This is a genomic window from Pseudomonas sp. Marseille-P9899 (assembly GCF_903166565.1).
Taxonomy (GTDB): domain Bacteria; phylum Pseudomonadota; class Gammaproteobacteria; order Pseudomonadales; family Pseudomonadaceae; genus Aquipseudomonas; species Aquipseudomonas huaxiensis.
In genome coordinates this window covers 63,143-84,562 of sequence record NZ_CAESCG010000004.1, presented here as the reverse complement: position 1 = coordinate 84,562, position 21,420 = coordinate 63,143, and the positions used below count along the sequence as shown (strand labels likewise).

19 protein-coding genes are annotated in these 21,420 nt (G+C 63.7%); 11 read left to right on the top strand and 8 right to left on the bottom strand.

Going from position 1 to position 21,420, the window contains the following annotated elements; translation table 11 throughout:
- Window positions 1-3 precede the first annotated feature (3 nt).
- Window positions 4-405 (bottom strand): GFA family protein, encoded by a 402-nt coding sequence (locus HWV67_RS20225; RefSeq protein ID WP_175652546.1) that lies wholly within the window; start codon window positions 403-405, stop codon window positions 4-6.
- A 389-nt stretch (window positions 406-794) separates the two neighbouring features.
- Here HWV67_RS20225 and HWV67_RS20220 point away from each other — a divergent pair, with 389 nt between their 5' ends.
- From HWV67_RS20220 to HWV67_RS20180, 9 genes are all read left to right on the top strand, one after another.
- The gene (locus HWV67_RS20220; RefSeq protein WP_175652545.1) at window positions 795-2,102 is read left to right on the top strand and encodes a CitMHS family transporter; all 1,308 of its coding nucleotides are present in this window, start codon (window positions 795-797) and stop codon (window positions 2,100-2,102) included.
- A gap of 69 nt (window positions 2,103-2,171) precedes the next feature.
- The gene (locus tag HWV67_RS20215) at window positions 2,172-2,948 is read left to right on the top strand and encodes a TerC family protein (RefSeq protein ID WP_175652544.1); all 777 of its coding nucleotides are present in this window, start codon (window positions 2,172-2,174) and stop codon (window positions 2,946-2,948) included.
- Window positions 2,949-3,175: 227 nt separating this feature from the next.
- Window positions 3,176-4,834 carry a Na/Pi cotransporter family protein gene (locus HWV67_RS20210; protein WP_175652543.1) on the top strand — a complete coding sequence of 553 codons (1,659 nt, stop codon included), beginning with the start codon at window positions 3,176-3,178 and terminating at the stop codon, window positions 4,832-4,834.
- 37 nt (window positions 4,835-4,871) lie between these two features.
- The gene (locus tag HWV67_RS20205) at window positions 4,872-6,251 is read left to right on the top strand and encodes a M16 family metallopeptidase (protein WP_175652542.1); all 1,380 of its coding nucleotides are present in this window, start codon (window positions 4,872-4,874) and stop codon (window positions 6,249-6,251) included.
- A gap of 167 nt (window positions 6,252-6,418) precedes the next feature.
- Window positions 6,419-7,441 carry a DUF5924 family protein gene (locus HWV67_RS20200; RefSeq protein WP_175652541.1) on the top strand — a complete coding sequence of 341 codons (1,023 nt, stop codon included), beginning with the start codon at window positions 6,419-6,421 and terminating at the stop codon, window positions 7,439-7,441.
- 50 nt (window positions 7,442-7,491) lie between these two features.
- Window positions 7,492-8,634 carry an ABC transporter permease gene (locus tag HWV67_RS20195; protein WP_175652540.1) on the top strand — a complete coding sequence of 381 codons (1,143 nt, stop codon included), beginning with the start codon at window positions 7,492-7,494 and terminating at the stop codon, window positions 8,632-8,634.
- A complete protein-coding gene (locus HWV67_RS20190; protein ID WP_095159029.1) occupies window positions 8,631-9,428 on the top strand; it encodes an ABC transporter ATP-binding protein in 798 nt (265 codons plus the stop codon). Before HWV67_RS20195 ends, HWV67_RS20190 begins: the two co-directional genes overlap by 4 nt.
- A 1-nt stretch (window position 9,429) precedes the next feature.
- A complete protein-coding gene (locus HWV67_RS20185; protein WP_175652539.1) occupies window positions 9,430-10,368 on the top strand; it encodes an MlaD family protein in 939 nt (312 codons plus the stop codon).
- Window positions 10,365-10,985, top strand: coding sequence for an ABC-type transport auxiliary lipoprotein family protein (locus HWV67_RS20180; protein ID WP_175652538.1), 621 nt, complete (start codon window positions 10,365-10,367; stop codon window positions 10,983-10,985). The genes HWV67_RS20185 and HWV67_RS20180 overlap by 4 nt, the downstream gene beginning before the upstream one ends.
- On the opposite strand, the gene HWV67_RS20175 is transcribed toward HWV67_RS20180, so the two are convergent.
- The 5 genes from HWV67_RS20175 to HWV67_RS20155 all read right to left on the bottom strand — a co-directional run bounded on the left by HWV67_RS20175 (window position 10,967) and on the right by HWV67_RS20155 (window position 15,418).
- Entirely contained in the window at window positions 10,967-12,196 is a 1,230-nt protein-coding gene (locus tag HWV67_RS20175; RefSeq protein WP_175652537.1) for a nucleoside recognition domain-containing protein, read from the bottom strand. The two genes, HWV67_RS20180 and HWV67_RS20175, sit on opposite strands and share 19 nt — an antisense overlap.
- Before the next feature lie 225 nt (window positions 12,197-12,421).
- Window positions 12,422-13,753 carry a glutamate/aspartate:proton symporter GltP gene (gene gltP / locus HWV67_RS20170; RefSeq protein WP_175652536.1) on the bottom strand — a complete coding sequence of 444 codons (1,332 nt, stop codon included), beginning with the start codon at window positions 13,751-13,753 and terminating at the stop codon, window positions 12,422-12,424.
- Window positions 13,754-14,463: 710 nt separating this feature from the next.
- On the bottom strand, window positions 14,464-14,934 hold the full coding sequence (locus HWV67_RS20165) for an inhibitor of vertebrate lysozyme family protein (RefSeq protein WP_175652535.1): 471 nt from the start codon (window positions 14,932-14,934) through the stop codon (window positions 14,464-14,466).
- 4 nt (window positions 14,935-14,938) lie between these two features.
- The gene (locus tag HWV67_RS20160; protein ID WP_042127667.1) at window positions 14,939-15,103 is read right to left on the bottom strand and encodes a DUF1328 domain-containing protein; all 165 of its coding nucleotides are present in this window, start codon (window positions 15,101-15,103) and stop codon (window positions 14,939-14,941) included.
- A 45-nt stretch (window positions 15,104-15,148) separates the two neighbouring features.
- The gene (locus HWV67_RS20155) at window positions 15,149-15,418 is read right to left on the bottom strand and encodes a hypothetical protein (protein ID WP_175652534.1); all 270 of its coding nucleotides are present in this window, start codon (window positions 15,416-15,418) and stop codon (window positions 15,149-15,151) included.
- 324 nt (window positions 15,419-15,742) lie between these two features.
- Between HWV67_RS20155 and algB the strand changes: the two genes are divergently transcribed.
- Together algB and HWV67_RS20145 are read left to right on the top strand one after the other, a co-directional pair.
- Window positions 15,743-17,089 (top strand): sigma-54-dependent response regulator transcription factor AlgB, encoded by a 1,347-nt coding sequence (algB, locus tag HWV67_RS20150; RefSeq protein ID WP_095159036.1) that lies wholly within the window; start codon window positions 15,743-15,745, stop codon window positions 17,087-17,089.
- Window positions 17,086-18,873 (top strand): ATP-binding protein, encoded by a 1,788-nt coding sequence (locus HWV67_RS20145; protein WP_175652533.1) that lies wholly within the window; start codon window positions 17,086-17,088, stop codon window positions 18,871-18,873. The genes algB and HWV67_RS20145 overlap by 4 nt, the downstream gene beginning before the upstream one ends.
- Window positions 18,874-18,879: 6 nt before the next feature.
- On the opposite strand, the gene HWV67_RS20140 is transcribed toward HWV67_RS20145, so the two are convergent.
- Together HWV67_RS20140 and HWV67_RS20135 are read right to left on the bottom strand one after the other, a co-directional pair.
- Complete coding sequence (locus HWV67_RS20140) at window positions 18,880-20,502, bottom strand: EAL domain-containing protein (RefSeq protein WP_175652532.1); 1,623 nt, start codon at window positions 20,500-20,502, stop codon at window positions 18,880-18,882.
- An 85-nt stretch (window positions 20,503-20,587) separates the two neighbouring features.
- Window positions 20,588-21,373, bottom strand: a complete 786-nt coding sequence (locus HWV67_RS20135; protein WP_175652531.1) for an N-acetylmuramoyl-L-alanine amidase — start codon at window positions 21,371-21,373, stop codon at window positions 20,588-20,590.
- Between the last annotated feature and the right edge of the window lie 47 nt (window positions 21,374-21,420).

Below are 21,420 nucleotides of genomic sequence, written 5' to 3'. Positions count from 1 at the left end.
CCGTCAGAGAGACTCGTGGCGCTCGCTGGGCAATTGTTCGTCCAGGTGCAGCCAGGGCAAACGGCTCTCGGTCCAGATATGCCGGTTTGGCGGCACGGATTCCGGATCATCCAGCGTGGTCACGGTGATATCGATGGTTTCCGGGCTCAGGTCGGTGGTCAGGGCCACATGTGCGCCACAGCGGCTGCAGAAATAACGCACGCAACTGGCGGACGAATCGTAGCGCTGCGGGGTTCCGGTCAACCACTGGAAGCCGCCGCAGGGCACGGTGACCCAAGTGACCAGCAAACCGCCGGTAACCCGCCGGCAGATTGAGCAATGGCAGTGGGCGACATCCGTGAGCGGGCCTTCGGCCCGGTAGCGCAGGGCGCCGCAGTGGCAGCCGCCCTCGTGGAATTGAGTCATTTGTTCAGCACTCCTTGTTGGTGCAGATTCAGCCGTTGTTCGTGGGGCCTCATCGCGAGCAAGCTCGCTCCTACAGGGTAACCATTGTCTTGTAGGCGCGAGCTTGCTCGCGAAGGCAGTCCCGAAAAATACCTCTCGTCACCTTTCAACCCTCGAAAGCTGGCTGAAAGCTTAGCCCCTTAGCATCGCCTCACCACCGGCATAGCGACCGGCGCGCCAGGGCATCCGATTTACCGAGCCCGGCCCAATCAACAAGAACAATGGTGATTCTGATGTCCTTCCGTAAATTCCTGCGCCCTGATTTCCCCCCGCTACTCCAGACACAGCGCCTCGCCCGCTGATCCGTCCGTCACGTCCCTGTCCCGACGCACTACGCCTGGAGTACCCCCATGCTGACCTTCCTCGGCTTCGCCATGGTCATCACCTTCATGTACCTGATCATGACCAAGCGCCTGTCGGCCTTGATCGCGCTGATCCTGGTACCGATCCTGTTCGCCCTGTTCGGCGGCTTTTCCAGCAAGATCGGCCCGATGATGCTGGAAGGCATCAGCAAGCTCGCCCCAACCGGCGTGATGCTGATGTTCGCCATTCTCTATTTCGCCCTGATGATCGACTCCGGCCTGTTCGACCCGGCCGTGCGCAAGATCCTCAAGCTGGTCAAAGGCGACCCGCTGAAAGTCTCGGTCGGCACTGCGGTGCTGGCCCTGGTCGTCTCGCTCGACGGTGACGGCGCCACCACCTACATGATCTGCTGCGCCGCGATGCTGCCGCTGTACAGCCGCCTGGGCATGAGCCCGCGGATCATGGCCGGCCTGATCATCCTCGCCGGCGGGGTGATGAACATGACCCCGTGGGGCGGCCCGACTGCCCGTGCCGCCAGCGCGCTGCACGTAGACCCTTCGGACATCTTCGTGCCGATGATCCCGGCCATGCTCGCCGGTGTGGTCGCGATCCTGGCCATCGCCTACATGTACGGCAAGCGCGAGCGCGCCCGTCTCGGTGAGCTGCACCTGCCGGGCGATGAGATCGACCACAGCGAAATCACCGTCTCCCAGTACCCGGACGCCCGCCGCCCGAAACTGCTGTGGTTCAACGGCGCCCTGACCGCCGCGCTGATGGTCGCGCTGATCGCCGGCCTGCTGCCGCTGCCGGTGCTGTTCATGATCGCCTTCAGTATCGCGATGATCGTCAACTACCCGTGCCTGCAACAGCAGAAAGACCGCATATCCGCCCACGCCGGCAGCGTATTGGCGGTAACCGGGCTGATCTTCGCTGCAGGTATCTTCACCGGCATCCTGTCCGGCACCGGCATGGTCGAAGCCATGTCAAAGAGCCTGCTGGCCGTGATCCCGGACGCGCTGGGCCCGTACCTGGCGGTAATCACCGCGATCGTGAGCATGCCGTTCACCTTCTTCATGTCCAACGACGCCTTCTACTACGGCGTGCTGCCGGTACTCTCGGAAGCCGCCAGCCACTACGGCATCTCGCCGGTGGAAATGGCCCGCGCCTCGATCGTCGGACAGCCGGTTCACCTGCTCAGCCCGCTAGTGCCATCGACCTACCTGCTGGTCGCCCTGGCCGGCATCGAGTTCGGCGACCACCAGCGCTTTACCCTGAAGTGGGCAGTGCTAGTCTGCCTATGCATAATGCTCGCCGCGCTGCTCATGGGAATTTTCCCGCTGTTCAGTAGCCTCTAGTAAACAGATCCACCAACCTGTTTGCGCGCCTGATCCGGCGCGCAACGTCATACGCTCGAAGGAACAAACATGGAATGGCTGACCAACCCGGAAATCTGGGTTGCCCTCTTCACCCTGACTGCACTCGAAATCGTGCTCGGGATCGACAACATCATCATGATCTCGATCCTGGTCAGCCGCATGCCCAAGCACATGCAGCAGCGCACCCGAATCTTCGGCCTGGCGCTGGCGATGGTCACCCGCATCATGTTGCTGCTGTCGATCACCTGGGTCATGCGTCTCACCGCCGATCTGTTCGAGGTGTTCGGCCAGGGCATTTCCGGCCGTGACCTGATCCTGTTCTTCGGCGGCCTGTTCCTGCTGTGGAAAAGCTCCCAGGAGATCTACCACGGCCTCGAGGGCGAAGACGAAAGCGCCGACGAGACTACGACGAGCGCCGGCGGCAAGTTCCTGTACACCATCATCCAGATCGCCATCATCGACATCGTGTTCTCCCTGGACTCGGTGATCACCGCGGTCGGCATGGTGTCCCATGTACCGGTCATGATCGCGGCAATCGTCATCGCCGTACTGGTAATGATGCTCTGCGCCAAGACCATCAGCGATTTCATCGACAAACACCCGTCGCTGAAGATGCTCGCGCTGTCCTTCCTGATGGTGGTCGGTACCGTGCTGATCGCCGAAGCCTTCGACGTGCATGTGCCGAAGGGCTACGTCTACTTCGCCATGGCCTTCTCGCTGGCCGTGGAAGCCGTCAATATCCGCATGCGCACGGCGATGGCGAAGAAACGCAAAGAAGCACAGAGCGAACCGGTGAAACTTCGCAAGGACATCCCGGGTCAGTAATACTGGCCAGTTGCTGAATGAAGGCCCCTTCCGGGGCCTTTTTTCATTGTGGCGGCAACAGCGGCGGTTTCTCGGCTTTATCTGCCAGACCCCGCCAACCCTGCTGGCGCCAAGGCCTCTGGCGAACTAAAGCTTAAGTGAGCACTGGAAAAAACCGCCGTTGCCAACGGCCAGGCTCCGCGCACATTCATTGGCCCCGCTGGGGCAAACACACAGGGGGCCCGTTCATGCTGACCCTGCTCAATCTATTGTCAGCCGTCGCCCTGCTGATCTGGGGCACACACATCGTCCGTACCGGCATCCTGCGGGTCTATGGTTCAAACCTGCGCCGGGTCATCAGCCAGAACATGTCGCGCCGGCCACTGGCGTTCATCGCCGGCATTCTGGTCACCGCCATGGTGCAGAGCAGCAATGCCACGGCGATGCTGGTCACTTCGTTCGTCGGCCAGGGCCTGATGGCGCTGACCCCGGCCCTGGCGATCATGCTCGGCGCCGACGTCGGTACCGCGCTGATGGCGCGGGTGCTGACGCTCGACCTGTCATGGCTGTCGCCGCTGCTGATCTTCCTCGGGGTGATCTTCTTCCTGTCGCGCAAGCAGACCCGCGCCGGCCAGCTCGGGCGCGTGGGCATTGGCCTGGGGCTGATCATCCTGGCGCTGCAATTGATCGTCGAGGCGGCGACGCCCATCACCACCGCGCAAGGGGTGAAAGTCCTGTTCGCCTCGCTGACCGGCGATATCCTCCTCGATGCCCTGATTGGCGCGATGTTCGCCATGATTTCCTACTCCAGCCTCGCCGCCGTGCTGCTCACCGCCACCCTGGCCGGCGCCGGGGTGATCGGCCTGCCGGTCGCCATCGGCCTGGTCATCGGTGCCAACATCGGCAGCGGCCTGCTGGCCTTTATCAGCACCAGCATGCGCAACAGCGCCGGACGCCAGGTGGCGCTGGGCAGCCTGCTGTACAAACTGATCGGCCTGCTGGTGACCATTCCGCTACTGACGCCGCTGGTCGCCTGGATGGACAGCCTGACGTTCAGCCCGGCCGAACTGGTGATCGGTTTCCACCTGCTCTACAACAGCCTGCGCTGCCTGACCCTGCTGCCCACGGTAAAACTCATGGCCAGGGCCTGCAGCTGGCTGCTGCCCGAACGCCCGGAAACCAACGGCCACACCACGCCGCGCCACCTCGACCCGACCGCCCTCGCCACCTCCAGTCTGGCCTTGGCCAATGCCGTGCGCGAAACCCTGCGTCTGGGCGATCTGGTGGACACCATGCTCGAAGCCATGAACGGTGTGCTGCGCGGCACCCAGACGGCGGTGACCCAGGAAATCCGCGTCCTGCATGACGATGTCGAGTCGCTGTACAACGCCATCAAGCTGTACCTGGCGCAAATGCCGCGAGAAGACCTCGGCGAGCAGGACAGCCAGCGCTGGGCCGAGATCATCGAGCTGGCGATCAACCTGAAGATGGCCAGCGACCTGATCGAACGCATGCTGCGCAAGATCCAGCAGCAGAAGACCTCGCAGCGCCGCGAGTTCTCCGAAGTGGGCCTGGAAGAACTGACCGGCTTGCAAGGCCAGTTGCTGGCCAACCTGCGCCTGGGGCTGTCGGTGTTCCTCAGTGCCGACCCGGAGAGCGCCCGCCAGCTACTGCGGGAAAAACGCCGCTTCCGCGCCCAGGAGCGGCGCCTGGCTCACGCCCACGTCAGCCGTCTGCAACGCAAGGTGGTGCAGAGTATCGAGACCAGCTCGCTGCACCTGGAACTGATCGCCGACATGAAACGACTGAACTCATTGTTCTGCAGCAGTGCCTATGTGGTACTGGGTGGACACGACACCGGCGGCTTGCTGATCGACGCCGTGCCGGACGAGATCCACTCGCCGTGACCCTTTACTGCGTCGACCCTCTGCAAGGAAGCCCCGCATGCGTTGCCTGATGTTCGTTTGCCTGTTGCTGGGCGCCATGCCCGGCTTTGCCCTGGACCGCACGCAAGTCGAGGGCTATCTGCTGCCCAACGGCCTGCAAGTGTTGCTCAAACCGGGCTACGAACGGGACCATGTGTCGATCCGCCTGGTGGTCGGCATCGGTTTCGATGACTTTCCCTGCGACCGGCAAGAACTGCCGCACCTGCTCGAACACTTGCTGTTCAGCGGCATCGACGACAGCGGCGAAGGCGGCCTGGAACAACGCATTCAGGCCCTCGGTGGGGAATGGAACGCCTACACCAGCAGCGCCGATACCACCTTCGTCATCGAAGCGCCGGCCCGCAACCAGCGCAAAGTGCTCGACCTGCTGCTGGCCTTGCTGCAGCAGACCCAGTTCGATGACGACGCACTGGCGCAGTCCAAGCGCATCATCGAACGCGAAGACGGTGGCCACTATTCCCACCTGCAACGCTGGCTCGACCGCCAGGCCATCGGTCACCGCGCCAGCGACCAGTTGGCGGTGGAGCTTGGCCTGAAATGCGCCGAGCGCTCCGATCTGGACGACATGACCCTCGAACAGGTCGACGAGATTCGCCAGCGCTGGTACGCAGCCAACAACATGACCTTGATCATCGTCGGCGGCCTCGACCGTCTGCTGCCGGCTTATCTGGAGCGCTCCTGGGCTGAGCTGGAGCCCGTGGAACCAGCCGAGCGGCGGGCGCTGGATGGCGTCAGCCGGCAGGCCGAGGAAAACCGCACGCTGGTGCGCGGCCTGCTGGGCAACGGCGCGCGGCTGAGCTGGTTGTTCCTGGAACCGGTGCTGGACAACGAGCACGACCAGACCCTCGATCTGGTCCAGCGCTACCTGGACTGGGCGCTATACAGCGAACTGCGCCTCAAGCACGGCCTGTCCTACGGGCCGTGGAGTCAGCGGGAGACCTTTGGCGACAGCGGCATGCTCAGCCTGAATGCCGACCTGGAGCGCGATCAGGTCGAAGAAGCGGAGGAGGTGATGCAGGACCTGATCAAGCGCCTGCGTGACGAGGGCCTCGACCCGTCTACCTTCGAACGGATCAAGGCGGCGGCCATCGACCGCGAATCCTGGACCACCCAGGGCAACAGCGCGTTGGCTGACTATTACTGGGGCGCGTTGAACACCTATGCCGATGGGCATTTCGTCGACCCGAAACAGCGCCTGCGCGAGGTGAGCCTGGAAGAGGCGAACCAGGCGATGCGGGAATTGTTCAAGACCACCGGGTATGTGCGGGTGGAGAAGCCGTTGCTGGGGTATGACGAGCTGTTCTGGTGGGGTGTGCTGGGGTTGGTTGTGGTGGTCGGTGGCGGGTTTGCCTGGTATCGGCGCAGGCACGCTGGATAGCGTGAGGCCCCATCGCGAGCGAGCTCGCTCCTACAGATGAGCTGTGGGGAGCGAGCTTGTCGGGACGCCGAACCGTCGCGATAGCGCCCCGCCCACAGCCGCCCCAAAGTCGACCGAAACCAAGGTATTCTTGTAACCGTTTTTTACAGCCCTCTGCGAATGCCCCCATGCCTATCTACATCCAGCGCCTCATCGAACTGATCAAGCGCTATCCCGGGGTCATCGCACTCGGTGGTTTCATCTCCGGTATCGGCAGCTTCATCCTGGTCGATCGCCAGGAAAGCCTGGCCAGTTGGGTCGCGATACTGATGCTGGTGAGTTGGGTCTGGCTGATGCTGGAAAACAGCTTCACCCAGTTGTTCGCCCGCCTGTTCAAGCGCGAAATCCCGCAACCGCTGCTGCGCTACGCAACGCAGATGATCCACCAGGAAAGCCTGTTCTTCGTCCTGCCGTTCTTCTTCGTCACCACCACCTGGAACAGCGGCCAACTGATCTTCACCGGCCTGCTGGGCGCCGCCGGGCTGGTGTCGATCATCGACCCGCTCTACTACCGCTGGGTCGCGCCGCGGCGCTGGCTGTTCCTTGCCCTGCACACCCTGACCCTGTTCGCCGCGATGCTCACGGCGCTGCCGATCATCCTCCACCTGACCACCGCCGAGAGCTTCAAGCTCGCACTGGGGGTGTCGATGCTGCTGTCCTTCCCGAGCCTGGCCAGCAGCTTCCCGATCAACAATGCGCGCCGGGCGATCGCGTTGGTGCTGGTGACGCTCTCGATCGGCGGCACCGGCTGGTTGCTGCGTTCCTGGGTGCCACCGGCGACCCTGTGGATGACCGAAGTAGCGATCAGCAGCCAACTGCAGAACCGCACCCCCGGCGACAGCCTCAAACAGGTCAGTGCCAGCCAGATCCGCAGCGCCGGGCTCTACGCCTACACTGCGATCAAGGCGCCGCGCGGGCTCAACGAGCGCATCTACCATGTGTGGCAGTTCAACGGCAAAGAGGTCGACCGCATTGCGCTCGACATCAATGGCGGACGCAAGGAAGGCTACCGCGCCTGGACCCACAAGCAGGTGTTCCCGGCCAATCCGGTGGGGCGCTGGCAGGTCCGGGTGCTGACCGAAGACGGCCAGGTGATCGGCGTGCTGCGCTTCCGCGTGGTTGATGATGGTCAAGCGTCCGCCACACAGTGACGCTATGCTCTGGGGCGGCGCACCGAAGCGCCCATGGACCTCCGGAGCCTATGACCAGCATTCCCAGCCCCGCCAGCGCCATTCTCGACACCCAGCAAAGCCCGGCCCGCCTGCGGCTCAGTGGTGACTGGACGCTGGCCAACTACGCCAGCCTCAAGCAGAGCACTGCGGCCCTCAGCGGCCAGTACGACAGCAACACCCCCGTGGACCTGGATCAACTCGGCAAGCTCGACACCGCCGGCGCCTCGCTGCTGGTGGAATTGCTCGGGCCCGAGCGCCTGGCGCAACTGGAAAGCGACAGCCCGCTGCCGCCCGCCAGCCGCCACCTGCTGCACAGCGTGCAGGCTTCATTGACCGAGTTCTGCATCCCGCCGCGCGTTACCCAGCTTCCGGTGATGACCCAACTGATGGCGCGCATCGGCGCGGCGGTCGATACCCTCTGGCAGGACAGCCGCCAGTTGCTCGGTTTCATCGGCCTGATCATCACCACCCTGGCCCGGCGCGCGCTGCAGCCCAAGCGCTGGCGCATCACGTCGGTGGTCGCACACATCGAGCAGACCGGCCTCGACGCCGCGCCCATCGTCGCCCTGCTGACGTTCCTGGTCGGTGCCGTGGTGGCCTTCCTCGGCGCCACCGTGCTGGCCAGCTTCGGCGCCAGTATCTTCACCGTCGACCTGGTCGCCTTCTCCTTCCTGCGCGAATTCGGCGTGCTGCTGACCGCCATCCTCATGGCCGGCCGCACCGCAAGCGCCTTCACCGCGCAGATCGGCTCGATGAAGGCCAACGAGGAGGTCGACGCGATCCGCACCCTCGGCCTGGACCCGGTGGAGTTGCTGGTGATCCCGCGCGTGCTGGCGCTGCTGATTTCCTTGCCGCTGCTGACGTTCCTGGCGATGCTCTGCGGCATCGTTGGCGGTGGGGTGGTCTGCGCGCTGTCGCTGGACATCTCGCCGGCGATGTTCCTTTCGCTACTGGAAGACGACATCGGTGTGCAGCACTTCCTGGTGGGGATGGCCAAGGCGCCGTTCTTCGCCTTCCTGATCGCCGCGATCGGTTGCCTGGAAGGCTTCAAGGTCAGCGGCAGCGCCGAGTCGGTGGGCGCTCACACCACCTCGGCGGTGGTCCAGTCGATCTTCGTGGTGATCGTCCTCGACGCCGTGGCCGCGCTGTTCTTCATGGAGATGGGCTGGTGAGCCGGCCCGACGCCCGCGAGGCGGTGATCGAAGTCCGTGGCCTGTGCAACCGCTTCGGCAGCCAGAGCGTGCACGAGCAGCTCGACCTGGACCTGTACCGCGGCGAGATTCTCTCGGTGGTCGGTGGCTCCGGCAGCGGCAAGTCGGTGCTGCTGCGCAGCATCATCGGCTTGCGCCGGCCCAACGAAGGCACGGTGCGGGTGTTCGGCCAGGATTTGTCCAACGCCAACGCCAACGAGCGCTCGCTGATCGAACGGCGCTTCGGCGTGCTGTTCCAGAAGGGCGCGCTGTTCTCCTCGCTGACCATCACCGAAAACGTCGCCCTGCCACTGATCGAGCACGCCGGCCTGAGCCGCGACGACGCCGAGCACCTGGCCGGGGTCAAGCTGGCCCTGGCCGGCCTGCCGCAATCAGCGGCGGACAAGTTTCCCGCCTCGCTGTCCGGCGGCATGATCAAGCGCGCCGCCCTGGCCCGCGCGCTGGCGCTGGACCCGGACATCCTGTTCCTCGACGAACCCACCGCCGGCCTCGATCCCATCGGCGCTGCGGCCTTCGACCAATTGATCCTGACCCTGCGCGATGCCCTCGGCTTGAGCGTGTTTCTCATCACCCACGACCTGGACACGCTCTACACCATCAGCGACCGGGTCGCGGTACTGGCACAGAAGAAAGTGCTGGTGGCCGCGCCCATCGACGAAGTGGCCCAGACTGACGACCCGTGGATCCACGAGTATTTCCATGGCCCGCGTGGCCGGGCGGCGTATCAGGCCGCCACAGCGCTGAAGGAGAAATGAAATGGAAACCCGCGCGCACCATGTGCTGATCGGTATGGTCACCGTCCTGGTAGTGGCCGGCGCCATGCTGTTCGGCCTGTGGCTGGCCAAATCCAGCGTCGACAGCACCTTCAAGGACTACGAGGTGGTGTTCAACGAGCCGGTCACCGGCCTGTCCAAGGGCAGCGCCGTGCAATACAGCGGGATCAAGGTGGGCGATGTCACCAGCCTGCACCTGGACCCCGCCGATCCGCGCCGCGTGCTGGCACGCATCCGCCTGAACGCCGAAACCCCGGTGAAACAGGACACCCAGGCCAAGCTGACACTGACCGGCGTCACCGGCACCTCGCTGATCCAGCTCAGCGGCGGCACCCCGGAAAGCCCGCCGCTGGTGGGCAAGGGCGGCAAACTGCCGGTGATCATCGCCTCGCCATCGCCCATCGCCCGCCTGCTGACCAACAGCAGCGACCTGGTGACCAACATCAACATGCTGCTGCACAACGCCAACCGCCTGTTCTCCGAAGAAAACGCCACGCGCCTGGGCTCGACCCTGGAACATCTGGAGCAAACCACCGGCGCCATTGCCGCGCAGCGCGAGGACATCAGCCAGGCCATCCGCGAACTGGCGACCATCGGCAAGCAGGCCGGCGCCACCCTTGAGCAGACCAGCGAGCTGATGCGCAACGCCAACAAGATGCTCGGCAACCAGGGCCCGCAGATCGTCAACAGCGCCGACCAGGCGATGCGCTCGCTGGCGCAGAGCACCGCGACGCTGAATGCCTTGCTGGAAAGCAATCGCGACGCCATCGACAGCGGTGCCCAGGGCTTCCGCGAACTGTCGCCGGCGATCCGCGAGCTGCGCGACACCCTCAACTCGCTCAAGGGGATCTCCCGCCGCCTTGAAGCCAACCCCAGCGGCTACCTGCTCGGCCGTGACCAAAACAAGGAGTTCGAGCCATGAGCCTCGCCAGCCGCCTGACCCTGGCCCTGCTGATCAGCCTGAGCAGCGCCTGCTCGATCCTGCCCAAGGCCGAGAACGCCGAGGTCTATCGTCTGCCGGCGGCGGTGGCCGCGTCGTCGACCAGCGCGCCGGTGAGCTGGTCGTTGCGGGTGAACAAGCCGCTGGCCAGCGACATCTTCAATGTCCCGCGCATCGCTGTGGTCCCGCAGGGCAACCAGATCAGCAGCTACAAGGGCGCACGCTGGACCGATCCTGCGCCGACCCTGCTGCGCAATCGCATCCTCGATGCTTTCCAACGGGATGGCCGGGTGCCGCGCTTGAGCGCCGACGACAGCAACCTGCAAGCCGACTACGAGCTGGTTGGCGAGCTACAGGCATTCCAGAGTGAATACACCGCCCAGGGGATCAGCGTGGTGATCCGCCTCGATGCGCGGCTGGTGGAGGGGCGCACCCAGCGCATCCTCGCCAGCCGCCATTTCGAAGTCCGCCAGCCACAGGCCGACAAGGAAGTGTCTGCGGTGGTCAGTGGCCTGGGCCAGGTCACTGACCAGTTGATGGCGCAGTTGCTCGACTGGACCGTGGCCCAGGGCAACCGCTATCAGGCGAAGAACCAGTAGCAGACCGCAATGGCCGACAGTACGCCGGCCAGTTCAGCCAACAGCGCACAGCCCACCGCGTGGCGGGTGCGCTGGATACCGACGGCGCCGAAGTACACCGCCAGCACGTAGAAGGTGGGTTCGGTACTGCCTTGCACCGTCGCCGCTACCAGCGCCGGGAAGCTGTCCACGCCGTGGGTCTGCATGGTTTCGATGAGCATGGCCCGCGCCGCGCTGCCGGAGAACGGTTTGACCAGTGCGGTAGGCAGGGCATCGACGAAACGGGTGTCCCAGCCCAGCCATTCGACCGTGTGGCGAATCCCGTCCAGACCAAACTCCAGCGCCCCGGAAGCGCGCAACACGCCGACCGCGCACAGCATCGCCACCAGATACGGCAGCAGGTTCTTGGCCACGTCGAAGCCTTCCTTGGCTCCTTCGACGAAGGTTTCGTACACCTTCACCTTCTTCAAGGCGCCGATTAGCAGGAACAGCATGATCAGGCCGAACAGGGTCAGGTTGCCGAGGATCGACGACAGGTTGGCCAGCGCGGTGGCGGACAGCCCGGCCAGCAGCGCCATGAACGCGCCCAGCAGCAAGGCGCCGGGCACCAGATAGGCGAGCACCACCGGGTCCCACAGACGCAGGCGCTGCATCACCGCCACCGAGAGCAGGCCGACCAGGGTCGAGCCAGTGGTGGCGATGAGGATCGGCAGGAACACCAGCGTCGGGTCCATCGCGCCTTGCTGGGCGCGGTACATGAAGATGGTCACCGGCAACAGGGTCAGCGACGAAGCGTTGAGCACCAGGAACAGGATCTGCGCGTTACTGGCGGTGGTCGGGCTGGGGTTCAGCTCCTGCAGGGCGCGCATGGCCTTGAGGCCGATGGGCGTGGCGGCGTTGTCCAGGCCCAGGCCGTTGGCAGCGAAGTTCAGCGTGATCAAACCCAGCGCCGGATGGCCGGGCGGGACTTCCGGCATCAGCCGTCGGAACAGCGGGCCGAGCACCTTGGCCAGCCACTCGACAATCCCGGCCTGCTCGGCGATCTTCAGAAAGCCCAGCCAGAGGGTCAGGGTGCCGAACAGCAGGACCATGACCTCGACCGAGAGCTTGGCCATGGCGAAGATGCTTTCGACCATCGCCGCGAAGACCCCGGCGTTGCCGCCCACCAGCCATTGCACCAGCGCCGAAATGGCCGCCACCACGAAAAAACCAAGCCAAAGGCCGTTGAGCATCCGTTAACTCCCCCAAAGATGGGCTGAATGATAGCGGCCGGCAGAACCAGTGTCCTCTGTTGCGACCCCTTCGGCGTTCCAATCGCGAGCAAGCTCGCTCCTACAGAAGTCGCGCAGCTCATGCCTCTGTAGGAGCGAGCTTGCTCGCGATAAGGCCCCCGAGAAACTCACAGAAAACAAAAAGCCCCGACGAATCGGGGCTTTCTCATTCAGCAGGACAACAACTCAGGATTTGACGGCCTTGCCAGCCACCGCCACTTCCTTGCTGCGCCAATGCGGCAGCGAATCCCAGTACTTCTTGCCCTTGGCATCGTCGTACATGCCTTCCCAACGGGAGATGACCAAGACCGCCAGGGCGTTGCCGATCACGTTCAGGGCGGTACGCGCCATGTCCATGATGCGGTCGACACCGGCGATGAACGCCAGGCCTTCCAGCGGAATGCCAACGCTGCCCAGGGTGGCCAGCAGGACCACGAAGGAAACGCCCGGCACGCCAGCGATACCCTTGGAGGTGACCATCAGGGTCAGGACCAGCAGCAGTTGCTGGCTGATGGACAGGTCGATGCCATAGAGCTGGGCGATGAAGATCGCCGCGATGCTCTGGTACAGGGTCGAGCCATCAAGGTTGAACGAGTAGCCGGTCGGTACCACGAAGCTGCAGATGGCCTTCGGCGCACCGTAGGCTTCCATCTTCTCGATCACGCGCGGCAGCACGGTTTCGGAGCTGGCGGTGGAGTAGGCCAGGACCAGTTCGTCCTTGAAGATGCGCATCAGCTTGATGATGGAGAAACCGAACAGGCGCGCCACCAGGCCCAGCACCATGAAGGCGAAGAAGGCGATGGCGAAGTACACCAGCAGCACCAGCTTGGCCAGCGGCAGCAGCGAGGCGAAGCCGAAGTTGGCGACGGTCACGGCGATCAGGGCGAATACACCGATCGGGGCGTAGTTCATGATCATGTGAGTGACCTTGAACATGGCTTCGGAAACGCCCTGGAAGGTCTTCACCAGCGGGTCGCGGATTTCCGCGTTGAGGCTGGACAGACCCAGGCCGAACAGCACCGAGAAGAAGATGATCGGCAGCATTTCACCGCGCATCAGCGCCGCGAAGATGTTCGACGGAATCAGGTTGAGGATGGTCTCGATGAACGCGTGTTCATGCTGCACCTCGGCCGCAGTGGCCTGGTACTTGGAGATGTCGACGGTGCCCAGGGTGCTCATGTCGATGCCGGCGCCCGGGTGGAACACGTTGGCCAGGACCAGGCCGACCACGATGGCGATGGTGGTCACCACCTCGAAGTAGATGATGGTCTTGAGGCCGATACTGCCAAGTTTCTTCGCATCGCCAACCCCGGCGATACCCACGATCAGCGACGAGATCACGATGGGGATGACGATCATCTTGATCAGGCGAATGAAGATGTCACCAGCCGGCTGCAGTACGTTGCTGATCCACCATGCCTTTTCTGCACTGAAATGGTTCAGCAGTGCCCCGATGGCGATACCCAGTACCAGACCGATGAGGATCTGCCAGGCGAGGCTCAGTTTTGCCTTCTTCATGTCATTACCTTTTTGTTCAAGTGGACACGGGCATTGCGCTGTAACCGGCGTTCCAGAGCGATTTAAAGCGTCTGGAAGACTTCTTCGGCAACAGTCAAAGGCACCGCAGAAGGTCATCGCGAGCGAGCGGTAATGAGCGCTGGCTGGCGAAAAAAGGCGCAACTATTCAGGCGTGGAGGGGGCTAGTCTAATGCCGGAAACGACTACCCTATGCCGAATCGGCATGAGTTTTTCGGAAAAAAACGGGCGTCAGGAAGGGTTGCGAAGGGCGTGTTCGGGATTCCGAATACGATCAATCCGCCATATTTCGGCAGATTCGCAGGGTAATTCGCCATCACCCACTGCGCGTGTTCGACAATCCGAATGGGTAGAAAACCCATCAGGGTAGGTGAGGAAAAGCCGAAATTATTTTTGCCGGACAGACGAGCGGGTGGCAGATTTGCCATCTGTCGGAATGAATACGGCCGGGAGAGCCCGTCGAAGGCATCCCGATTTTCTGGACACCCTGACAGACCACTCCCGGCGTTGCTTCCTGACCCGGCCCTCGACGGAGGCACTCCTTGTACCCCTAGGCCCCTCCGATCCTGTAGCAATCAGAGCAGCCCGGCCCCTTGGTCATGCGCCTGCCTTCCTCGGGTGGGCGCAACATAGAAGCTTGAACGGTGGAAAGGTTCAGCTTCTGTCTTTGTACCGAAGCACCCGGCGGCGCTTCAGTACCAGTTCGGATCACGCTTGAGTTGTTCCTTGAGCATGGCCTGCATGCCCGGATCAGGGTCGCCCAGCCAACGATAATCGGCGTGGCGGGTGGGCGACTTGTCACCCGGCAGACCCTCCGGCACCTCGACCAGCATTGCGTAGGCTTTTTCCTTATCCCAACGGAAGGCCACGATCAGGCGCTTGTTCAGGCATTTGCCTGCACTTTCACACAACGGCCCGACCAGGTATTTGTCGCCGTCTTCCTCGACCGCTGACATCTGCTGCTCGGAAACGCCGCTGAGGTTGAGCACCCACTCGGGCAACCGCTCCTCTTTTTTGACCATGTCCTGCCAGGTTTCCCGATACTCGGGGTCCGAACCGAGGATATCGGTCGCCCGGACCTGGCCGTCATTGGCCGCCATTGCCGCCGTGCAGCCGCCCAGTAGCAGGGCGGCGGCCAGGGCGTTGCGTATCACGCCTTTCATTGGTTCAGCCTCGACCGCGACGTCCGAAGAAGAAGGAAGCCACGAACAGCACCAGGAAGATAATGAAGAGGATCTTCGCGATACCGGTAGCGGCGCCGGCGATACCACCGAAGCCCAGTACGGCGGCGACAATGGCGATGATCAGGAAGGTAATGGCCCAACTCAACATGGTGATTCTCCTTCTGTTTTGGAAAGGGTCCTTGGCCGTTCGCCGTCAGAACACCCAGCGTTCTTGCGGAACATGGGCGGCGGCGGTGGCGGCTGGCAGCGCTTTGGAGCGCATCAGCGGAGCGGTTTGCAGGGGCACGGCACGGCTTTCATGCAGGCGCACGACCTGGGCAGCGAGTTGGCTGTCGACCTGTTTGACCTGCCAGGCGTTGTAGAGCTGGCCGGCAATCAGTGTCATCAGCAGCGCCAGCGAGAGAAACAACAGCTGACGCAGATGTAATGGGGATATAAGCACCAAGGCGGGTGTGCGGTTCATGCCGGGCTCCTCTTGCTGCATCTTGTTATGACCTGGAAGGGTCATTGCAGCCTGCATGCCAGCCCACATCTAATAATATTTTCTTTATAAATCAGACAGTTACAAACAGACTGAAGACCGCCGGGAAAGCATCCTGCACGATGCCCCCTCGCGGGGTCGTGCGTTTTGCATGGTCAGAGACTATTTTTTCGTGGGAATTTTCTGAAATTTAGGTCGGCAAGCAGAGAGCTAGCATGCAAAGAAAGGAATGAATCAGAATCGACCATGCAACTTGCCCGATTTTTCCGACACTAACCAAGATAATTCCTAAGGAGCGCATGGAAAATGGAGTCAGCCCCGGACCCTCAAGGCCGCATTCTGCTGGTGGACGACGAGTCGGCCATTTTGCGTACCTTCCGCTATTGCCTGGAGGACGAGGGCTATACCGTCGCCACCGCCAACAGCGCGGCGCAGGCCGAAACCCTGTTGCAGCGTCAGGTGTTCGACCTGTGCTTCCTCGACCTGCGCCTGGGTGAGGACAACGGCCTCGACGTCCTCGCCCAGATGCGCATCCAGGCCCCGTGGATGCGCGTGGTGATCGTCACCGCCCACTCGGCGGTGGATACCGCCGTGGACGCCATCCAGGCCGGCGCCGCCGATTATCTGGTCAAGCCCTGCAGCCCCGACCAGTTGCGCCTGGCCACCGCCAAGCAACTGGAAGTGCGTCAGCTCTCGGCTCGTCTTGAGGCCCTCGAAGGCGAGATCCGCAAACCCAAGGACGGTCTCGACTCCCACAGCCCGGCCATGATGGTGGTGCTGGAGACTGCCCGGCAGGTGGCGACCACCGACGCCAACATTCTGATCCTCGGCGAGTCCGGCACCGGCAAGGGCGAACTGGCCCGGGCCATCCACGGCTGGAGCAAGCGGGCGCGCAAGGCCTGCGTCACCATCAACTGTCCGTCCCTGACGGCCGAACTGATGGAAAGCGAACTGTTCGGCCACAGCCGCGGCGCCTTCACCGGTGCCAGCGAAAGCACCTTGGGCCGGGTCAACCAGGCCGACGGCGGCACGCTGTTCCTCGACGAAATCGGCGACTTCCCCCTGGCCCTGCAGCCCAAGCTGTTGCGCTTCATCCAGGACAAGGAATACGAGCGGGTCGGCGACCCGGTAACCCGCCGCGCCGATGTGCGCATCCTTGCCGCGACCAACCTCAACCTCGAGGACATGGTCCGCGAAGGCCGTTTCCGCGAAGACCTGCTCTATCGCCTCAACGTCATCACCCTGCACCTGCCGCCGCTGCGCGAGCGCAGCGAGGACGTGCTGACCCTGGCCGACCGTTTCCTCGCCCGCTTCGTCAAGGAGTACTCGCGGCCGGCGCGAGCCTTCAGCGAAGAAGCCCGCGCTGCGCTGCTCAATTACCGCTGGCCGGGCAACATCCGCGAGCTGCGTAACGTGATCGAGCGGGCGAGCATCATCTGCCCGCAAGAAAAGGTTGAGATCGTCCACCTCGGCATGGCCGAACAACCCGCCAGCAACGCACCGCGTATCGGTGCCGCGCTCAGCCTGGATGAGCTTGAACGCGCGCATATCGGTGCGGTACTGGCCACCAGCGACACCCTCGACCAAGCCGCCAAGACCCTGGGGATCGACGCTTCGACGCTGTACCGCAAGCGCAAGCAGTACAACTTATGAAATGGACGATGAAGCTGCGGACACGGCTGTTTCTCAGCATTTCGGCGCTGATCACCGTGTCCCTGCTCGGTCTGCTGCTGAGTCTGGTCAGCGTTCAGCAGATGGCCAGTTCGCAGGAAGCGATGATCCGCAACAACACCTATGTCCTCGACATGGGCCTGAGGATGCGGCAGAACCTCAGCGAGCAACTGACGCAGATTCTCGACGAGAATAGCGATGCGGCGGTGCTGAGCCAGTTGCAGGGCGAGTTCCAGCAGTTGCTCGATGAGGGCCTGGGTCACGAACGGCAGGCCGACGGCTTCGATGACTTCACCCGGGCCAACACTGAGTTCCAGCAGTTCCTGCGCGAACTGCGCGCAACTTCGACGCCGGCACGCAACCTGAGTGTCGATCAACCGCTGGGCCAAGCCTTCAGCGCCTTGCGCAGCAGCCTGATCGAATCCCACAAACAGGCCGTCGAGCAGATTCGCGGGGCGGAGAAAGTCTCGCGGGAAAAAGCCGTGTTGATGTCCGCTGTGCTTGGGTTTGTTGGCCTGGCGGTGCTGGGGCTCGGCTTTCTCACCGCACACGGCATCGCCCGGCGCTTCGGCGAGCCGATCGAGGCGTTGGCCACCGCCGCCGATCAGGTCGGGCGCGGTGACTTCGAAGTGACCCTGCCGGTGACCTCGGCGCTGGAAATCAACCAGCTAGCCCGGCGCTTCGGCCTGATGGCCGAGGCGTTGCGCCAGCATCAGGCAACCAACGTCGATGAATTGCTCGCCGGCCAGCAGCGCCTGCAGGCGGTGCTCGACAGCATCGACGACGGTCTGCTGATCATCGACCGCCAAGGCCGCCTGGAGCACCTCAACCCCGTAGCCCAGCGCCAACTGGGCTGGGACGACTCCCGCGCCGGCAGCCGCCTTGGCGAGGCCATGCAGCGCCCCGAGCTGGACCAGCAACTGCACCTGGTGCTGCGCGGCGGCAACCTGGAGCGCGTGCCGGAAGACCTGCACCTGGAGATCGACAAGGAAAACCGCGTGCTGACCTACAGCCTGACGCCGGTCTGTCGCGCGGACGGGCAGATCCTCGGCGCGGTGATGGTGCTTCACGATGTGACGGAGCAGCGCGCGTTCGAGCGGGTCCGCAGCGAGTTCGTGCTGCGCGCCTCCCACGAACTGCGCACGCCGGTGACCGGTATGCACATGGCGTTCGGTCTGCTGCGCGAGCGGGTCAAGTTTCCCGAGCAGTCCCGCGAGAGCGACCTGTTCGACACCATTGGCGAGGAAATGCAGCGCCTGACCCAACTGATCAACGACCTGCTGAATTTCTCCCGCTACCAGAGTGGCCAGCAAAAGCTGGAACGCAGCCTCTGTCCCCTCGATGAGTTGCTGGAGCGGGCGCGGGCGCGATACGCCAGTGCGGCGGCCGCCCGGCAGATCGACCTGCAACTGGAGCTGGGCAACCCGCTACCGCGGATCCAGGCCGACATCGCCCAACTCGACCGGGTGCTGGACAACCTGCTGGACAACGCCATTCGCCACACCCCGTCGGGCGGACGCATCCGCCTGCAGGCACGGCGACATGGCGAGCGGGTGATCGTCAGCGTCGAAGATAACGGCGAGGGCATTGCCTACAGCCAGCAGGGCAGGATCTTCGAACCGTTCGTCCAGGTCGGACGCAAGAAGGGCGGCGCCGGCCTCGGCCTGGCGCTGTGCAAGGAGATCGTTCAGTTGCATGGCGGGCGCATGGGGGTTTATTCGCGGCCGGAGCAGGGCACCCAGTTCTACATGGCGCTGCCGGTCTGAGAGGTTTCAGGCTTCGTCGTCGATGCGCCGTGGCCCCAGGCGCCGCCCCCGGGTAATCAGCTCGACGAACTGGCGGGCGCTCAGCGGATGGGCGAACAGCCAGCCCTGGCCATAATTCACGCCCTCGCTGTTGAGCAGCAGTGCCTGGTCTTCGTATTCGATGCCCTCGGCAATCACCCGCAGTTGCAGGGCGTGGGCCATGCGGATGATGTGCGGGGCGACGCCACTGCTGGCGGCGTCATGGCCCAGGGCGTCGACGAACGCCTTGTCGATCTTCAGGCAATCCACCGGCAGGGTCTGCAAATAGGCGAGGCTGCAATAGCCGGTGCCGAAGTCATCGATCAGCACTTGATGGCCCACCGCCCGCAGCGCCTGGAGGTTGTCCCGGGCCACTACCACGTCGATCAAGCCACGCTCGGTCACCTCGAACGCAATCTGGCTCGCCGCCACATGGTGCGTGGCCAGCAGCCGCGCCGCCACCCGGCCGATGCGCGGCACCATCACGTCGCAGGCGGCAAGGTTCACCGAGATGTACAGCTTCGGATTGGCGCGCAGGAGCTGGGCCAGCTGGTCGAACACCCGTTGCAGGACGAAGTCGGTGATCTGGCGGATCTGGCCGGTGTTCTCGGCCAGCGGGATGAACAGGTCGGGGCTGGTCAGCGAGCCGTCGGGGCGGCGCCAGCGCACCAGCGCCTCGGCGCCCACGCAGTTGCGGCTGGTGAGTTCGAAGATCGGCTGGTAGAGCACCTGCAATTCACCCCGGCGCAAAGCGCCTTGCAGCTCCGAACTCATGGAGCGGCTCTGCCGCACCAGTTGCAGCACCGCCCAGCCGATGCACCAGGCCAGCAGCAGGCTGCCGGGGAATAGCAGCCAGAGCACGCCGTTCATCTTCAAGGGCAGGCTGGCGCGCGGGGCGATCAGCACCAACTGGTAATCCGGCGACTTGGTCGGCATGCGGTAAACCAGGCGGTCCGGCAGTTCCACCAGCGCCTCCTTGGACACCGGCGGCCAGACGTCGACAGCCGGCGGCCATGGCTGCACCGGGCCCAACACCGGCACCGCACGGGCGCCGCGATCGAGCACCACCAGCAGGCTGCCGCCGGCGGGCAGATCGACCACATCGGTGAGGTGACCGCGGGAGGTCGACACCCGAAACGGCCCACGCCCCAGCACCAGCGCGGCGCGGTTGTCATCGGGTTCGGTGCTGGTGTTGAGCCAGTAGCTGTAGGTTGGGCCCTGGATATCCGGCGGCGGCAAGGATTCGAAGGTGCGATCGCCAAGCCGATTGGAGCAGGTCTGCTGGCCGTCCACGTAGGCGGCCTCGAAGACAAAGCGATTATTGAAGGCCACCTGCTGCAAGGCCGCGAGCATGTTGGCGTCGCAACCGCGCGCCGGCTGCGCCTGGAGTTCATCGACGCCTTCGCGCAACTGCCCGAAGATCTGCTCCAGCCGATCGAGGAAGCGCTCGCCGCGGGCATTCATCTGCTCGCTTTCGTTGACCTGCAACTGGTGCATCGCCACGCCGAGGCTGGCCAGCAGCAACAGGATCGCACTCGCCGAGGCCGCAAGCGCGGCCAGAAGCCAGGGACGATAGAGCAGGCCGCGCAACATCAGGAGGGCAGATGACATCAAAAATATCCCGTCGAGTACCTAGAGGTATAGCAACAGGAGGACGACTCAGCCCGCCCGTTGGGCGGCGGCGTTCAGGGCCCTGTCAGCGGGCGTTGTTGAGCACCTGCAGGATCGCCGCCGTCTGCGCATCGGGCTGGCCGTCGAAACGCTGCGCACGGAAGCGCATCTGGAAGGCAGCCAGCACATGGCGGGTGGCAACATCCAGCTCGCCGCTCTGCTCGATCGCATAGCCGAAGCGTGCCAGTTGCTGCTGATACCAGGTCACGCTGGGCGGATTGACCGCGAAGCGCGCCTGCACCTGCGCCACCGCCCGCGCGTCGGGCCAGATGCCCAGACCGGCGTCAGCCAGGCGTTTCCACGGGAACAGCGGGCCGGGATCGAGCTTGCGCAGCGGAGCGATATCGCTGTGGCCGATGATGTGCCGCGGCTCAATGTTGTTGCGCTTGACGATGTCCTTGAGCAGGACGATCAGCGACTGGACCTGCGCCTCGCTGTACGGGTGCCAGACGCGGCCGGTTGGCGTGTCGGTGAAGCCCGGATTGACGATCTCGATACCGATGGACGTGGAGTTGAGCCAGGTACGGCCTTCCCACTGGCTGTCGCCGGCATGCCAGGCACGGCGGCTTTCATCCACCAGTTGATAGATGGTGGCGTTGCGATCATCGCCGATCAGGTAATGGCTGCTGACTTCGCCATGGGTCAGCAGTGCCAGCGAGCGTTCGAGGGAGGCGTTGGTGTAATGCAGCACGACGAACTGGATACGGCCGTCCTGATTGGCCGAGACATGGCTGCGATCAATGCGCAGTTGCGGGCCGCTGCTGCAACCTGCCAGCACGGCCAGCAGGAGGAGGGAGAAAAACGCTTTCATGAAAAAGGGGCGACGCCTGGGAAGTCTGTAATGCAATAGCATAACGT

What these genes read in the sequence shown, in the direction of transcription:
- HWV67_RS20225 (WP_175652546.1), bottom strand. Translation starts at nt 405, where the DNA reads ATGACTCAATTCCACGAGGGCGGCTGCCACTGCGGCGCCCTGCGCTAC.
- HWV67_RS20220 (WP_175652545.1), top strand. Translation starts at nt 795, where the DNA reads ATGCTGACCTTCCTCGGCTTCGCCATGGTCATCACCTTCATGTACCTG.
- HWV67_RS20215 (WP_175652544.1), top strand. Translation starts at nt 2,172, where the DNA reads ATGGAATGGCTGACCAACCCGGAAATCTGGGTTGCCCTCTTCACCCTG.
- HWV67_RS20210 (WP_175652543.1), top strand. Translation starts at nt 3,176, where the DNA reads ATGCTGACCCTGCTCAATCTATTGTCAGCCGTCGCCCTGCTGATCTGG.
- HWV67_RS20205 (WP_175652542.1), top strand. Translation starts at nt 4,872, where the DNA reads ATGCGTTGCCTGATGTTCGTTTGCCTGTTGCTGGGCGCCATGCCCGGC.
- HWV67_RS20200 (WP_175652541.1), top strand. Translation starts at nt 6,419, where the DNA reads ATGCCTATCTACATCCAGCGCCTCATCGAACTGATCAAGCGCTATCCC.
- HWV67_RS20195 (WP_175652540.1), top strand. Translation starts at nt 7,492, where the DNA reads ATGACCAGCATTCCCAGCCCCGCCAGCGCCATTCTCGACACCCAGCAA.
- HWV67_RS20185 (WP_175652539.1), top strand. Translation starts at nt 9,430, where the DNA reads ATGGAAACCCGCGCGCACCATGTGCTGATCGGTATGGTCACCGTCCTG.
- HWV67_RS20180 (WP_175652538.1), top strand. Translation starts at nt 10,365, where the DNA reads ATGAGCCTCGCCAGCCGCCTGACCCTGGCCCTGCTGATCAGCCTGAGC.
- HWV67_RS20175 (WP_175652537.1), bottom strand. Translation starts at nt 12,196, where the DNA reads ATGCTCAACGGCCTTTGGCTTGGTTTTTTCGTGGTGGCGGCCATTTCG.
- gltP (WP_175652536.1), bottom strand. Translation starts at nt 13,753, where the DNA reads ATGAAGAAGGCAAAACTGAGCCTCGCCTGGCAGATCCTCATCGGTCTG.
- HWV67_RS20165 (WP_175652535.1), bottom strand. Translation starts at nt 14,934, where the DNA reads ATGAAAGGCGTGATACGCAACGCCCTGGCCGCCGCCCTGCTACTGGGC.
- HWV67_RS20160 (WP_042127667.1), bottom strand. Translation starts at nt 15,103, where the DNA reads ATGTTGAGTTGGGCCATTACCTTCCTGATCATCGCCATTGTCGCCGCC.
- HWV67_RS20155 (WP_175652534.1), bottom strand. Translation starts at nt 15,418, where the DNA reads ATGAACCGCACACCCGCCTTGGTGCTTATATCCCCATTACATCTGCGT.
- algB (WP_095159036.1), top strand. Translation starts at nt 15,743, where the DNA reads ATGGAGTCAGCCCCGGACCCTCAAGGCCGCATTCTGCTGGTGGACGAC.
- HWV67_RS20145 (WP_175652533.1), top strand. Translation starts at nt 17,086, where the DNA reads ATGAAATGGACGATGAAGCTGCGGACACGGCTGTTTCTCAGCATTTCG.
- HWV67_RS20140 (WP_175652532.1), bottom strand. Translation starts at nt 20,502, where the DNA reads ATGTCATCTGCCCTCCTGATGTTGCGCGGCCTGCTCTATCGTCCCTGG.
- HWV67_RS20135 (WP_175652531.1), bottom strand. Translation starts at nt 21,373, where the DNA reads ATGAAAGCGTTTTTCTCCCTCCTCCTGCTGGCCGTGCTGGCAGGTTGC.